Here is a 13,432-nt window from a genome sequence, read left to right on the forward strand (position 1 = left end):
GGAAATTAACGATGGAGCTTCTTGGGAATCCACCACAGGAAAAAAGCCATACCCAAAAGCTCCACCAGGGACTGAAACACCACCACAACGACGGCCAACTCATAAGCGGCCGGCAACGACAGCGCCAGTGGAAGGACGACAAACGAGTTCCGGCTGCCAAAACTGAATGCCAACACCCTGCCCTGCTCCGCCCGCAACCTCGCAACCCTGGCGACGATCACCGACAACAAGCCGGCAATCAGCAAGAACGCGGTGAAAATCACGAACAGCCAGGGAAGAAGCCCGACGGACCCCAGGACCAGATTCACCTGCGCTGCTGCAATGAGAAACACCACCAAGGCCAACAAGGGTACAGGCAGCCAGCCAAGGGCATCCGTAACGCGTTGCCGGCCCGCTTTTCGCCCCACCCATGTTTCCGTCAGAAAGGCGGCGATCAGGGGCGCCACAATTAACACGGCGAACGCCATTACCAACTCCCGCTGCACCACACTGGCGGTGATTTCCGTGCCCAGGAACAACCACACGTAAAAGGGCAACAGCAGCAGTTGCAGGAGAAGACTGATTGGCGTGAACGCAATGGCGTGCCGGGTATCACCGCCACCCAGATGGGTGAAGGTGATAAACCAGTCGGTACACGGTACCAGCAAGACCAACAGCAGGCCCAACTGCACAGCCGGAATATCCGGGCCAAGAGCCATCAACCCCCAGACAATGAACGGCAGTATAATGAAGTTGCCAACCACTGCCGCCAACAGGTAACGCGGTGTTGCAAAGGCATCGCCCAGACGCACCAGCGGCACTTGGGTAAACGTTGCGTAGAGCAACACGCCCAGGAGGGGCCACACAACCGGCTCCAGGTGGCCACCAAGATCGGGCGCCAATACCCCTGCCAAAAGGCCCAGGCAGACAGCCATCAGATAGACAAAGACCTGATACTCTTCCATCACTTCACGGGTCAACTGCAAAGGCTCCTGATTCATTAGTCTCGACAAGTGCAACAGTTACACCCGCGACCAGAAATAACAACATCAAGGATCTCGTTATGCCCCGTATCACCGGCCTGTTACTGAGTGTTTTCCTGATCACCGCCTGCAGCCAGTCCGGCACCGACAGCCCGCCAGTATCAGGAACCCTGTCACCGGAGGCACTCGATCGCCATGGTGAGGAATTCCGGGAAGACGTGATTGAAGTCACCGACGGCGTTTACGTTGCCGTTGGCTTCGGCATCGCCAATTCCTTCATGATCGAAGGGGATGATGCCGTCACGATTGTCGATACCATGGAGTCTCTGGAAGCGGCGGAACGAATCGCCAAACGCTTCAGCGCAATCACCGACAAACCGGTGCGGGCCATCATCTATACCCATTCGCATCCGGACCATATCCATGGGGCGCCGGCTTTTATCAACGACGGCGATCCGGTCGAAATCTATGCTCACCGTTCTCTGGAGAAAGCGGTTGACCAGACCGTGAGTGTGCTTCAGCCCATCATCACCCAGCGCTCCTTTCGCATGTACGGCAGCCGCCTGCCCGATGCCGACCGCACCAATGTAGGTATCGGCCCATTTGTGGATTTACAGGAACACAGTACGCTGCAGATTCTGCGACCGACTCAGACCTTTCAGGATGAGCTGAACATCACCGTGGGCGGCGTGGAGATGATACTCAAACACGCCCCCGGCGAGACCGACGATCAAGTGGTGGTGTGGCTGCCGCAGCAAAAGGTACTGCTGCCGGGGGATAACTTTTACCGGGCCTTTCCCAACCTCTACACCATTCGCGGCACCAGCTACCGAGACCCGAAAACCTGGGCTGACAGCCTGGAAATGATGCGGGATCTGGAGCCGGAATATTTGGTACCCGGCCACTCACGCCCGGTGACAGGCAAAGCGGAGATCCGCAAGCACCTGACCGATTACCGGGATGCTATTCGCTACGTCTATGATCAGACCATCCGAATGATGAATGCCGGCAAAACACCTGATGACATTGCCCATAGAATCCGCCTGCCGCCCCACCTGGCGGAGTCCCCGTTCCTGCAGGAGTTCTATGGCAAACCGGAGTGGTCGGCCCGTATGGTCTTTGGCGGAACAATTGGCTGGTTCGATGGCAACCCCAGCAACCTGCACCCCACCCCGCCCAGAGAAAAAGCCGAGCGCATGGCCCAACTGGCCGGCGGTGAAGATGCGCTGATTGCAGCGGCGGAACAGGCCGCCCGTAACGAAGACCATCAATGGGTGCTGGAACTGACTGACTATGCGCTGCGCCTAAGCCCGAGCCACCAGGCCGCCACCAAGCACCGGATTGAGGCCCTGCGGGCCCTGGCCTCTGTCGAAGCCAATCCCAATGCCCGCCACTATTACCTCAGCTCCGCCGCCGAACTCGCCGGCGAGATTACCTTGCCACTGATGGCGGTTACCCCGAACGATACAATGCTGAACGGAATTCCCATCAACAACTTTTTCAACGGCATGAGCGTCAACCTGGATGGCGAGTCCGCATGGGATATCTATCAGTCTGTGGTCTTTGAATTCCCCGACCTGGATCAGAGCTTCACTTTCACCGTGAGAGGCGGCGCCTCAGAACTTCGGGACGGCAAATCAGAGGATACCGACATCCATGTGCGTATAGACAGCCTCAACTTCAAACGAATGCTCGCCGGCATCCGCAACCCCGCTTTGGCCATTCTGTCGGATTTTGAATACGTCAAAGGTGGTCGGATTGGCTTTACCCGGTTTATGCGTTTGTTTGAGTTGGATGTGGAGGGATGACGCTCAGAATCGTCTGAGCGCCCCCAGATGGAGCGACGTACCGTAGTAGCGGCCGGTTTCCAGCAAGCGATCCGCATAGGCGGCGCGGCCGTGGAACTGCCAGTCGCGATAGCGACCAATCAGTGCTTCAAGTTCGACATCAGAACCGAATTCGTAACTGGTAAAGGTGTTGTCCTTGTGCCAGCCCAGACTGGTGCGCAGGCCCACCCAGTCATCCGCATTGGGGCTCCAGAAGAACAGGGCGGTGCCGGCGTAGCGGCGGTAATAGTCCGGGTCGTAATAGCCGTTGTTGAGGTCATCATCAAAACTGAACCACTGGGCGCTGGCGCCCAGATTAACGCCCCAGGGACCATTTCGATAGACATTGCGGCTGGGTGCAAGGAACACTTCCTGGCGGCTATTGCCATCAGAAAAGCCCGATGCGCTGACCCAACCTTCCACCTGGTATAGCGGTGCGGGCTGCCAGACTGCGCGCAAGCGGTTATGGGTTTCAACGATTTCCCGCGACACCGCTAGCGGCGACATGGCATACAGGGCCCGCTCACGGGTGAGCTGCAGCATCAAGTGATCACGAGGGTAGTAATTCCCCTCCAGCTTGTAATAGCCGTAATCACCGCCACCTTCCACGTTACCCCGACCTGCTCTTGCCTCGACACTGAACCGCCGATGCAACTGGTGGCGCACCCCCAGCCATCCGAAATAATCCATGGTGGAGCGGTCGCCATCGTCAGCAATAAAAGCCGAGCTCTGGCGGGTACTGACGCGGCGGGCGTTGTAGCCCATCAGGGCCCGGGTTTCCGGGCTCAAAGCCAGTTCGCCCCGGGCGTGAACACTGGCAGTACGGATATCGTCTGCATCAAACTGATAGTCACCGTAGACGCCCACCAGGGAGCGCAACGGTGCCCGCGTTACCCGGGCCACCTCGGCGGTTTCCCATTGGTCCGGCTGCAACCGCTCCATGGCCGCCACACTGTCCAGCGCAGCGGATGGCTGGCCGGAAGACCGGGTTGCCAGCACGTTGGCAAACTGCAGATCGTAGTCATCAGGGTTAGCGGCCACCAGTGGAGCCAACAAGTCTGAGGCAGCGTAAAACTCGCCGTGCTGCAATAAAAGGTTGGCGCGCACCCGTTGGTAGTGTTCGGTGTTACCAAACCGGGTTCGGTATTCCTGCAGCGCCTGCTCTGCTGCATGGTCGTCACCAGCCCAGCGCAAGACCTCTATGTGGGCAACCGTGGCATCGTGGTCGTCCGGATATTGGTTCAGGTAATCAACGTAGGCTGCGGCGGCTTCCTGATATTCGCCAGACCAACTGTGCCATTGCGCCTGGCCCAGCATGGCCTGCTGATCAACGGGAGAGACTGTCAGTATCCACTGGATGCTGGTTTCGGCTGCAGCCCGGTTGTTGGCCCAGTTGGCCTGCTGCAGGCAGGCTCGCAGTACGTCCAGATTGCCCGGTTCCAATTCCGCCGCGCGCAGGCATTGCTGCACAGCATCTTCCGGGCGATTCGCCATGGCATAGGCCTGTGACAATTGAAACGCTACCGAGGCATCATCAGAACGCAGCCTGGCGGCCTGTTCCAGGGCATGGATTTTGTCCGCCTCCCGGTTCAGGTAATGATATATGTCCGCCATACGCAGCCACAGGTCGGCTCGCTCTGGGTCCGTTGCCAATACGCCCCGGTAAACCTCCAGGGCGCTGTTCCACTCCCCCGCCATTTCCGCTCTCAAGCCTTGTTCTGGCACAGCGGGCGTTGCTGCCAGGGTTCCGGCGCAAACAGACATTAGCATTCCTGCCAGTATTCTCTTCATTTACGCCATCTCCGGTTGCGGGTAATCCAGAGGTCGGTAGCAAACCGGCCAATATTGACAGCATCAAACAACAGGCTGCCATAGCGCAACGGCGTCACCGCAATGGCTTCCCAGAAGGCCCGGAACCGGTGGCCCGGCGCATTGGCCATCAGGATGATGATCACCAGGGTCATTTCCGCCAGGAAGGTAATCAACAGAGGCTCCCACATTTGCAGTATCAGCATGATCAGCAGCGCCGTGGGGAACGCAATTTTCTCCAGGGCGGACATGAACACCGCCCAGCCCATGGGCCGCCCAAAGCGCTTGGTGTGGCCCTGGCCCCAGGGCTGGCGATAAGGCTCACTGCGGCGGCGATGGCGAGGGCTATCCGGATGGGTTTCGTCGTAGTGTTTCGCCTCCTGCTTCTGCTTGTAACGGCGAAGGCCCTTGAACGGGCTGCGCAACAGGCCATCGAAGTAATAGCAGCTCTGAAGAAAACTCGAGGACCAGTAATACAGCTGGTGGCCCAATCTCGGGAACTCCGGCTCCAGCGAGCGCACACTTACATCCTGAAGCTGGATGTTACGGTAGCCTTCATTCAGCATGGCAAAGCCGATGAAGATGTCTTCCGAGTTGGTCAGATCATCACCCAGAATGGGCTCGTAGTAGTCGAATAACTCTTTCAGGTACTTGCGCCGATAGGCTACGGCACAGCCAACGGGGTTGATGATGCTGCCGAACACCACCATCTGCCCACGGTAAATAAATCGCTGCAGAAAGGTATAGAGAATACCCCGGTAGAAGTTGGTGATGGCTCGGTTAAACCGCTGGCGAAGACTGTGGGGCTGCGGTGCAAGCTCCTGGTGTGTTTCCAGGAATTCTCTCAGCGGTGGCGTTTCACACGCATTTTTCCGGTCTTTCTGGCGAGCCGGCTGCACAATGCCGCATGCGGAGGCAATACCCGGTGCCTTGTAAAGCTCCTCCACCAGGCGCTCGATGTAGTTCTCGGACTCAAGAAAGGTGTCGCCGTCCAGGATGACTTCCACATCCGCATCCAGTTCTCTGGATTCCCGCTTCAGGGTCGGCGTTTTACCAATAGGTGCCCGTCGACGGATCACTTCCAGATCAAGCCCGAGTGCATCACCAAAGGTTCTGGCGTAGTCGGCGGTTCTGTCGGTACTGCCATCATCAACCAGTATCACTTTGCGAGGACGCAGGGTTTGCCGGGCAATGGAGCTGAGCGCCAGCAGAATGTTCTGCTCTTCGTTCAGGGCAGGAATCACCACATCCACAATGGCTTTACTGGGATCTTCCCCGGACTCCGGTGGGGTTTTATCCGGCCCGCGTAACAGCCCGATGAAGGACAAAATCGTGCTGGGCCCAATGACAAAATAAGGCGTCGTCGCCATGTCAGTTCTCTCCCTGAGAGTTCTGGGCCCGGGCCCGCCGGATCAGGTCTGCCAGCGTGGACTCCAGGGTCCATTCGTGCTCATAGCCCGTCAGGCGGCGTAGCTTGTCGAGCGAGGGGCGGCGGTGGCGAATGTCTTCAAATTCCGCTCCGTAGGCTTCTTTGTAGGGGATGTGGTCGATGGGTGACTGGCTCTGGGCGACGTCGATCACCAGGCGGGCCAGATCGTTGATGCTGATCTCCCGATCGCTGCCTACGTTGACGATTTCACCATTGGGGAGATCCGGCATGGAGGCCAGCCGGTCGAGTATGGCTACGGTGTCTCGCACATCACAGAACGAGCGGGACTGCTCACCATCACCGAATACCGTGATCGGCTCATTGGCCACCGCACGCTGCACGAACCGAGGCACGACCATGCCGTATCGGCCGGTCTGTCGGGGCCCCACAGTGTTAAAGAATCGTGCAATGATCACCGGGATGTTGTGTTCACGGGCATAGGCCAGACCAAAACCCTCGTCCGCCAGCTTGCTGATGGCGTAGTTCCACCGCAGTGGCGCGCCAGACTGGATGATGAGAGAGTCGTCTTCACTGAGGCGAGGTTCAGAGTGAGGGCCATAAACTTCGGAGCTTGAGGCCAGCACCACCTGTGGCGACCAGCCGCCGCTCTCTACAGCCCGCAGTACCCGCTCGGTGCCCGCAATGTTGGTCGCCATGGTGCCCACTGGTTCACGGAGTACCCGGTAAACACCCACAACCGCCGCCATATGATAAATGCGATCAGCCCAGGCAACGGCTTTGTCCAGCCCCTCCCAGGTGACAATATCCGCCTCATCAAAATGAAAGCGGGCATTGCCCAGAAAACCATTAATGTTCTCCCGAGAGCCGGTACTGAGGTTATCCACCACATGTACCTTATCGCCCCGGGCCAAGTGATACTCTGCAATGTGGGAGCCAATAAAGCCGGCGCCACCGGTGACCAATACGTGCAAAAGACTCTCCGTTATAACAGCGTAAATATAGCGGGACTACCACCACCAGAAAGAAAAACCCTCAACTCAATTTGTATATCGTATGCAGCTATAAAGTCCAGCGATACCTATCCCCCTTCGGCTTATACTGAACTTTGAGAGAATGTTTGATTACGCCTCTGGGTCTTGGGCGAGGGTTACAGCCTCAATGGTGGTGCATTTCGGAGTGGTCCATTACTTTTTCCTTGCCGTCCAGGGGATGCACCTCCAGCTCTACGGCCATGTCTTCAGCTCCATCGAACGCCAGTTCCACAGGGATGAGATCCCCCTCAGCCAATGGCTGGGTAAGTTGCTCCAGCATAAGGTGATAGCTGTGGGGTTTCAGCTCAACGGTCTCCCCGGCAGGAATCACCAGTCCGTCTCTGACCGGGCTCATGCGCATCACGCCATCGTGCATACGGGTTTCGTGGATTGACACACTACCCGCCCGCGGGGTTTGAGCGCTGATAAGAGTGACATCCTGACTACCGTGGTTACTGATGATCATGTAACCCACGCCCATGGGCGTGCCCGGAGGGGTTGGTCGGCTCCAGGGGTGCTCTATGTGAATGTCGCCCTGGATGTAATCGTGAGCCAGGACAGGAGCAGCCAGTGTCGCGGCAGCCAACAGGAAGCCGACGTTGAATAAATGTGTGCATTTCATGGGTACTAACTCTGTTGTTATGTGGTCTTGAAGTCTTTTCGAAGTAAGTGTTGCCATCACTTGCCGTGATGGCAAGTGTGTTTTAGCCCCGTTTTCATCAAATAATGTTGGCTGGTCACGATGCGTTATTCAGGGCCTGGACCATCGCCCCCAGAAACCGCGAGGCTTCACCGCCGGTTGCCGCCCGGTGGTCGAAGGTCAATGACAACGGCAGTATGCGACGAATGGTCGCAGTGCCATTGTATGGCACAACCTTGTCCCGAATACGTCCGGCCCCCACGATGGCCACCTGTGGCGGGCTGACAATGGGGTTGGCGTACTGGCCAGTCATGGTTCCGAAATTCGACAGGGTAATGGTGGCGCCCTGCATCTCTTTCGGCGGTATCTTGCGGGTGGCCACTGCCTCGCGCAGGTTTTCCAGGCCCTGGCGAAGGTCTTTCTGGCTTCGATGGGTGATATCCCGCAACACTGGTACAAACAGGCCTTCCGGGGTGTCCACAGCGATACCCACATGCACCTCGTTGAGAAGTTGACGACTCAGGTTGTCGCCATCAAACCAGCAGTTCAGCTCCGGCACGACTTGACAGGCTTTGCCGATAGCCTGCACCAGTCGCATGGTGATGTCGGTGCCCTTTTTCCAGTCACCGATATCCACGTCCTCAAAGATAGACACCGGCACCACCTGGGCGTGGGACAACGCCATGTTCTTGGCCATGGTGCGGCGGGTGCCGCGCAGGGGTTCGGCGTCGCCCAGTTGTTTCTGGTGACTGGCCTGTTTGTGCACATCGTCCGTGGTGATCAGACCACCCGGGCCACTGCCCTTGATGGTTTCCAGACCAACGCCCAGACGTTCTGCCAGTGCCCGCACGCCGGGGGTGGCGCGATTGGCCCGGGCCCGCTTGCTGGAAGGGGCCGCGCCGACAATAAACTGGTCCTGCTGTGCACCGTTGCCATCGCCTTTTCCGGAGGACTTCAGCTCACCCACCACGGTACCGGTGTCGTCGCCCTCCCCTTCGAAGGCCAGCAGGGGTTCGCCGGTATGGATGATGTCGCCGGGCTCGCCATAGAGTTTGGCGATGGTGCCGGCCTGGGGGGACGGCACTTCAACGATGGCTTTGGCGGTTTCTACGCTGACCAGTACCTGGTCAACATCCACGGTATCGCCAACTTTGATGTGCCATTCGACGATTTCGGCTTCGGGCAGGCCTTCGCCCAGGTCTGGGAGTTTGAAGTTTTTCATGGTTAGCCTCCTAGAGCGCGATCACCTGTTCGACGGCTTTAACGATGTCTTCTACCTGCGGCAGGTAATACTGCTCGTTTCGGTAGTAAGGCATGATGGTGTCGTAACCGGTGACTCGCACCACCGGGGCCTGGAGATCCAGAAAGGCGCCCTCGGCGATTGAGGCCGCTACTTCGGCACCGACACCGCCGTTGCGGCAGGCTTCGTGAACGATCACCGCACGGCCGGTTTTAGCCACCGAGCACAGCAGGGTTTCCCGGTCCAGAGGGCTGACGGTGGCGACGTCGATCACCTCGCAGCTGACGCCCTGCTCCGCCAGCTTGTCGGCAGCCTGCAAGGTTTCCTGCACACAGGCGCCCCAGGTAATCAGGGTGACGTCATCGCCTTCGCGCAGGGTGAAGCAAGTATCCAGCGGTAGCGCCTCACCGTTGTCCTCCACGCTCTGGGTGACTGCCCGGTAGATACGCTTGGGCTCCAGGAAGATCACCGGGTCCGGATTGCGGATGGCCGCCAGCAGAAGGCCATACGCCCGTTGCGGGGAGCTGGGAATGACCACCCGCAGGCCGGGGATGTGGGCAAACAGGGCTTCGGTGCTTTCCGAATGATGCTCGGGCGCATGGATACCGCCACCGAACGGTGCCCGAAACACCAATGGGCAATGGAGGCGGCCGCGGGTGCGATTACGCATGCGAGCGGCGTGGCTTACAATCTGCTCCATGCCGGCGTAGATAAAGCCCATAAACTGGAATTCCGCCACGGGCCTCAGGCCTTGCGTAGCCATACCGATGGCCGTGCCGGCGATCAGGTTTTCCGCCAGGGGTGTATCCATCACCCGCTTGAAGCCAAAGGCTTCTTTCAGGCCTACAGTGGCCCGGAACACGCCGCCATTGGTGGCAATATCTTCGCCCAGCACCACCACGTTAGCATCGTCTGCCATTGCCCGGTGCAAGGCCATATTGACGGCTTCCACCAGGGTCACGTCTCGGGTTTCAATGGATCGCTTTGCCCGGCTCATAGGTCACCTCCCCGGTATTTGCTGGCGATCTGTTCGCGCTGGGGTTGCAGCGCAGCGGGGAGGGTTTCAAACAGGTAATCCAGCATGGCGGTGGGTGGCTCGGCCTCCATGGCCAGGTACTTCTCAACGGCCCGTTCAACGGTTTGCTTGCATTCCGCCTGCAGGGATTTTTCTTTATCCGGGCTCCAATGGCCGTTGTCATGCAGCCAGTTCTGCAGGCGTTTGATGCCATCTTTCTCCCAGGCGCGCTTGAGATCTTCGGCGGTTCGGTAGCGGGTGGCATCGTCGGCGGTGGTGTGGTCGCCCAGGCGATAGGTGACGGCTTCAATCACCGTCGCGCCTTTGCCGCCGTGGGCACGGTCCAGGGCGGTGTCCAGCGCCTCAACCGTAGCGAAATAGTCGTTGCCGTCCACAATATGGCCCGGCAATCCGGCGCTGATGGCTTTCTGGGCAATGGTCTCCGCGCCGCTTTGCAGGCTGCGCGGCGTGGAAATCGCCCATTGGTTGTTGATCACCACAAATACAACGGGCAAATGCCAGGCGCCAGCCAGATTGATACTTTCCAGAAAATCGCCCTTGGAGGTGCCACCATCGCCAATACAGCACACCACGGCCCGATTCTCATCGCGAATCTTCATCGCCGCCGCCACGCCGACAGCGTGGCAACACTGGGTGGCAATGGGCACCGAGATCGGCAAGTCTTCCGGGCAATTCTGCCAGGCGCTGCCGCGCTCATCACCGCCCCAGTACAGCAGCAATTCCGTGAGACTGACGCCGCGAAGCAGATGGGCCGCCTGGTCCCGGTAATAGGGCACAAACACATCGGACTTCGCCATGCCCTGGCCAATGGCCGTGCCCACCACCTCGTGCCCGAGCACAGACGGGTAGGTGCCGCACTTGCCGGTGCGTTGCAGGGCAATGGCTTTGGAATCGAAGGTGCGCGTCAGCACCATGTTGCGGTAGGCGGCCAGAACCCTGATGGTGTTCCCGGCCTGGGGCGGCAGCTCCCCTGGAGGCTTGCCATGGTCATCCAGATAGCGGGTGCTATCCACATGGAATTCGTGGATTTGTCTCATCCCATCCTCCTGTCCCCTGGCCTCGCGGTAAAAGCCTGGCTGCACAGAAAGCCTGCTTTTGGCGGGCAGCGGCAGCCTTGGGGTGGTCGTCTTGTTGTTGGTGTGGGTTACACACCTGGGATCTTAATCAGGACATCTCTACCGATGTCCTGATTAAGTATTAGACAATAAAAACACGAAGGGCAAACTGCGACAGGAAAGCCTCTGACTGGCTCAATCGTGCCAGGGTTCACCGGAATTCTTTCGGCTGAGCAGCCAGTATGTGATACCCAGAGCCAGCGTGGTTGCAGCAATACCCAGCAGGTACATCGGGGTAAGCGTGTCGAAATCCAGCACGATGACCTTCCGGGAAATCGCCATCAGTGCTGTAGCGACAACCAGCTGAACCGGAAACACATTGGTGCCCAAATAAAGCCGGATGTTGATGAAAATCTCTACCGCAATCAGCACCGCCATAAAGGCACCGAAGGTGAAGAAGATATCGTTGATATCCAACAGCAGAAAAGGTGGCGTCAGCAGGCGCTCGTATATGATATAGACCACATCACCCACGCCCCACAGAATCACCGCCACCATCAATACCGCAAGCACTCTTATTGCAAAGCGGATAATCCGGTGCAGTCCCCGGAAGAAGGGATCGGGGAAATCAATCGGCAGCTCCTGATGAAGCTCATGCTTCCGGGCAGGTTGCTCCGGCAAAACGTCCTTTTCTTTATCCACCATGGCACCGCTCCTGTGTTGCCGATGACGACGGGAATCAGGCTTTCTTCACAAACTCCGACTTGAGTTTCATAGCACCAACACCGTCAATCTTGCAATCAATATCGTGATCGCCATCCACCAGGCGAATGTTCTTGACCTTGGTGCCTACCTTAACCACCAGACTGGACCCTTTAACCTTCAAGTCCTTGATCACAGTGACCGTATCACCATCCTGAAGTTCATTACCGTTGGAATCCCGAACCACCTTACCGGCCTCGGCCTCAGCCTGTTCCGCCGCGCTCCACTCATGCCCGCACTCGGGGCAAACCAGCTGAACGCCGTCTTCATAGGTGTATTCAGAATTGCACTGGGGGCAAGGGGGCAACTGAGACATTATCATTTCCTGTTAATTGAATGAGCACAGGATTATACCACTACCGCCCGGGAGACACCCTCGCAAGAACCGTCGGATTCTCCGACAGCGGCAACGCCAGAATCACACCCTCATTGGAGGCCGGAAAAACACCAGTCAGCCCCGTCACATTCACCTGATGCGACACCAGAATCACCGCCGCTCCCGGCTCCAACTCATTCACCAGCGCAATCGTTTCCCGTGTTTGGGCATCACCATCACCCCGATTCCGGAAAAACGAATTCAACGCTGGCCACTCCGTCACCTCCCCCATATCCATTTCCCGAGCCGTATCCATACACCGACACCACTGGCTGGAAAACACCCTCGCCTCGGTAATACCCCGAGACGCCAGAAACGGCCCCCACGAACGCGCCTGTTCGCGCCCGACCGAATTGAGATTGCGCTGGGTGCTGCAATCCTCCAGGTCAAACCCACCTGGATCGCCCGTGCCTGGCGCCAAAGCATGGCGCATCATCAACACCGCCCGGCCCTCGCGGAGGGCGGTCCAGGCCTGGTCCTCCGAGGCGACACCTTTGACCGGCACTAATCCAAGAATAATAAGAAAAAAGACCAATCTGGTTCTCATACCCCTTCCCTCGAAATCAGCAAAATAATCGCGGAGGTACTGATGTTGTTAATAGGCGTGTTTAGGGATGGCTTCCAAAAAATTTCGAAGGCCAAGGATGGCCTGAGAGAAGCGCACATGGATGTGCTAGTAGCGTTTTTTTGGAAGCCATCCCTAAACATGCCAGACACCAACCCCAGACGGCATAAACGTAAATACGCGGGCCAAAACTAACAAGCTCACCCGATGAAAGGTTAAAATGCACCAACGACAAACCAACGAGGAAAACCGACATGCCAATCTGGGTCGACGCCGACGCCTGCCCCGTCCCCATCCGGGAAATACTGTGCCGCGCCGCCACCCGCTGGCAAATCCAAACCACCTTCATTGCCAACCACGCCATCACCCTGCCGCCGAGCCCCTACATCAGCCGCCGCCAAGTACCCCAGGGCTTTGACGTAGCCGACAACGAAATCATGGACCAGATGACCAAAGGCGACCTGGTCATCACCCAGGATATCCCCCTGGCCGCCGAAGCCATCGAAAAAGGCGCCGACGTGTTCAACCCCAGAGGCCAGGCCTTCACCAAGGAAAACATCCGCCAGCGCCTGGCCATGAGAAACTTCATGGAAGAGATGCGCAACGCCGGGCAAGTCACTGGCGGGCCCGCTCCCTTCGGCCAGGCAGACCGCAAAGAATTCGCCGATCAACTGGACCGCTGGCTGCAACGCAACGGTCGCAGGTGATAATGATTCTATTTTAACTCAGTCAAAAATCCG

At 58.1% G+C, this 13,432-nt stretch carries 13 protein-coding genes; 2 read left to right on the forward strand and 11 right to left on the reverse strand.

Translation table 11 applies throughout. From position 1 onward, the window contains the following. Positions 1 to 5: 5 nt before the first annotated feature. Positions 6 to 980, reverse strand: a complete 975-nt coding sequence (locus tag ABIE59_RS13275; RefSeq protein WP_354447580.1) for an arsenic resistance protein — start codon at positions 978 to 980, stop codon at positions 6 to 8. A 62-nt stretch (positions 981 to 1,042) separates the two neighbouring features. Between ABIE59_RS13275 and ABIE59_RS13280 the strand changes: the two genes are divergently transcribed. Further along, the gene (locus ABIE59_RS13280; RefSeq protein ID WP_354447582.1) at positions 1,043 to 2,770 is read left to right on the forward strand and encodes an alkyl sulfatase dimerization domain-containing protein; all 1,728 of its coding nucleotides are present in this window, start codon (positions 1,043 to 1,045) and stop codon (positions 2,768 to 2,770) included. 3 nt (positions 2,771 to 2,773) lie between these two features. Here ABIE59_RS13280 and ABIE59_RS13285 read toward each other — a convergent pair whose 3' ends face one another. From ABIE59_RS13285 to ABIE59_RS13330, 10 genes are all read right to left on the reverse strand, one after another. Further along, complete coding sequence (locus ABIE59_RS13285; protein WP_354447584.1) at positions 2,774 to 4,579, reverse strand: tetratricopeptide repeat protein; 1,806 nt, start codon at positions 4,577 to 4,579, stop codon at positions 2,774 to 2,776. Then, on the reverse strand, positions 4,576 to 5,967 hold the full coding sequence (locus ABIE59_RS13290; RefSeq protein WP_354447586.1) for a glycosyltransferase family 2 protein: 1,392 nt from the start codon (positions 5,965 to 5,967) through the stop codon (positions 4,576 to 4,578). The genes ABIE59_RS13285 and ABIE59_RS13290 overlap by 4 nt, the downstream gene beginning before the upstream one ends. A 1-nt stretch (position 5,968) precedes the next feature. Further along, positions 5,969 to 6,958, reverse strand: a complete 990-nt coding sequence (locus ABIE59_RS13295) for an NAD-dependent epimerase/dehydratase family protein (protein WP_354447588.1) — start codon at positions 6,956 to 6,958, stop codon at positions 5,969 to 5,971. A 184-nt stretch (positions 6,959 to 7,142) separates the two neighbouring features. Continuing rightward, positions 7,143 to 7,640: a copper chaperone PCu(A)C gene (locus ABIE59_RS13300; protein WP_354447590.1), complete on the reverse strand. Its 498-nt coding sequence runs from the start codon at positions 7,638 to 7,640 to the stop codon at positions 7,143 to 7,145. 115 nt (positions 7,641 to 7,755) lie between these two features. Beyond that, the gene (locus ABIE59_RS13305) at positions 7,756 to 8,880 is read right to left on the reverse strand and encodes a dihydrolipoamide acetyltransferase family protein (RefSeq protein ID WP_354447592.1); all 1,125 of its coding nucleotides are present in this window, start codon (positions 8,878 to 8,880) and stop codon (positions 7,756 to 7,758) included. Positions 8,881 to 8,890: 10 nt separating this feature from the next. Continuing rightward, positions 8,891 to 9,895, reverse strand: a complete 1,005-nt coding sequence (locus ABIE59_RS13310; RefSeq protein ID WP_354447594.1) for an alpha-ketoacid dehydrogenase subunit beta — start codon at positions 9,893 to 9,895, stop codon at positions 8,891 to 8,893. Then, positions 9,892 to 10,971, reverse strand: a complete 1,080-nt coding sequence (pdhA, locus tag ABIE59_RS13315; protein ID WP_354447596.1) for a pyruvate dehydrogenase (acetyl-transferring) E1 component subunit alpha — start codon at positions 10,969 to 10,971, stop codon at positions 9,892 to 9,894. Before pdhA ends, ABIE59_RS13310 begins: the two co-directional genes overlap by 4 nt. Before the next feature lie 213 nt (positions 10,972 to 11,184). After that, the gene (locus ABIE59_RS13320; RefSeq protein WP_354447598.1) at positions 11,185 to 11,694 is read right to left on the reverse strand and encodes a phosphate-starvation-inducible PsiE family protein; all 510 of its coding nucleotides are present in this window, start codon (positions 11,692 to 11,694) and stop codon (positions 11,185 to 11,187) included. A 34-nt stretch (positions 11,695 to 11,728) separates the two neighbouring features. After that, entirely contained in the window at positions 11,729 to 12,067 is a 339-nt protein-coding gene (locus tag ABIE59_RS13325) for a zinc ribbon domain-containing protein YjdM (RefSeq protein WP_138437723.1), read from the reverse strand. Between the two features lie 40 nt (positions 12,068 to 12,107). After that, positions 12,108 to 12,674 carry a histidine phosphatase family protein gene (locus ABIE59_RS13330; protein ID WP_354447600.1) on the reverse strand — a complete coding sequence of 189 codons (567 nt, stop codon included), beginning with the start codon at positions 12,672 to 12,674 and terminating at the stop codon, positions 12,108 to 12,110. A gap of 272 nt (positions 12,675 to 12,946) precedes the next feature. Between ABIE59_RS13330 and ABIE59_RS13335 the strand changes: the two genes are divergently transcribed. Next, on the forward strand, positions 12,947 to 13,399 hold the full coding sequence (locus tag ABIE59_RS13335; RefSeq protein WP_106693594.1) for a YaiI/YqxD family protein: 453 nt from the start codon (positions 12,947 to 12,949) through the stop codon (positions 13,397 to 13,399). Positions 13,400 to 13,432: the final 33 nt, after the last annotated feature.

The organism is Marinobacter sp. MBR-99 (genome assembly GCF_040547575.1).
Lineage (GTDB): Bacteria > Pseudomonadota > Gammaproteobacteria > Pseudomonadales > Oleiphilaceae > Marinobacter.

Bases quoted from the DNA above. Each gene is read 5' to 3' on its own strand.
- pdhA (WP_354447596.1), bottom strand. From the start codon at position 10,971: ATGAGACAAATCCACGAATTCCATGTGGATAGCACCCGCTATCTGGAT.
- ABIE59_RS13325 (WP_138437723.1), bottom strand. From the start codon at position 12,067: ATGTCTCAGTTGCCCCCTTGCCCCCAGTGCAATTCTGAATACACCTAT.
- ABIE59_RS13305 (WP_354447592.1), bottom strand. From the start codon at position 8,880: ATGAAAAACTTCAAACTCCCAGACCTGGGCGAAGGCCTGCCCGAAGCC.
- ABIE59_RS13285 (WP_354447584.1), bottom strand. From the start codon at position 4,579: ATGAAGAGAATACTGGCAGGAATGCTAATGTCTGTTTGCGCCGGAACC.
- ABIE59_RS13280 (WP_354447582.1), top strand. From the start codon at position 1,043: ATGCCCCGTATCACCGGCCTGTTACTGAGTGTTTTCCTGATCACCGCC.
- ABIE59_RS13290 (WP_354447586.1), bottom strand. From the start codon at position 5,967: ATGGCGACGACGCCTTATTTTGTCATTGGGCCCAGCACGATTTTGTCC.
- ABIE59_RS13300 (WP_354447590.1), bottom strand. From the start codon at position 7,640: ATGAAATGCACACATTTATTCAACGTCGGCTTCCTGTTGGCTGCCGCG.
- ABIE59_RS13320 (WP_354447598.1), bottom strand. From the start codon at position 11,694: ATGGTGGATAAAGAAAAGGACGTTTTGCCGGAGCAACCTGCCCGGAAG.
- ABIE59_RS13335 (WP_106693594.1), top strand. From the start codon at position 12,947: ATGCCAATCTGGGTCGACGCCGACGCCTGCCCCGTCCCCATCCGGGAA.
- ABIE59_RS13275 (WP_354447580.1), bottom strand. From the start codon at position 980: ATGAATCAGGAGCCTTTGCAGTTGACCCGTGAAGTGATGGAAGAGTAT.
- ABIE59_RS13310 (WP_354447594.1), bottom strand. From the start codon at position 9,895: ATGAGCCGGGCAAAGCGATCCATTGAAACCCGAGACGTGACCCTGGTG.
- ABIE59_RS13330 (WP_354447600.1), bottom strand. From the start codon at position 12,674: ATGAGAACCAGATTGGTCTTTTTTCTTATTATTCTTGGATTAGTGCCG.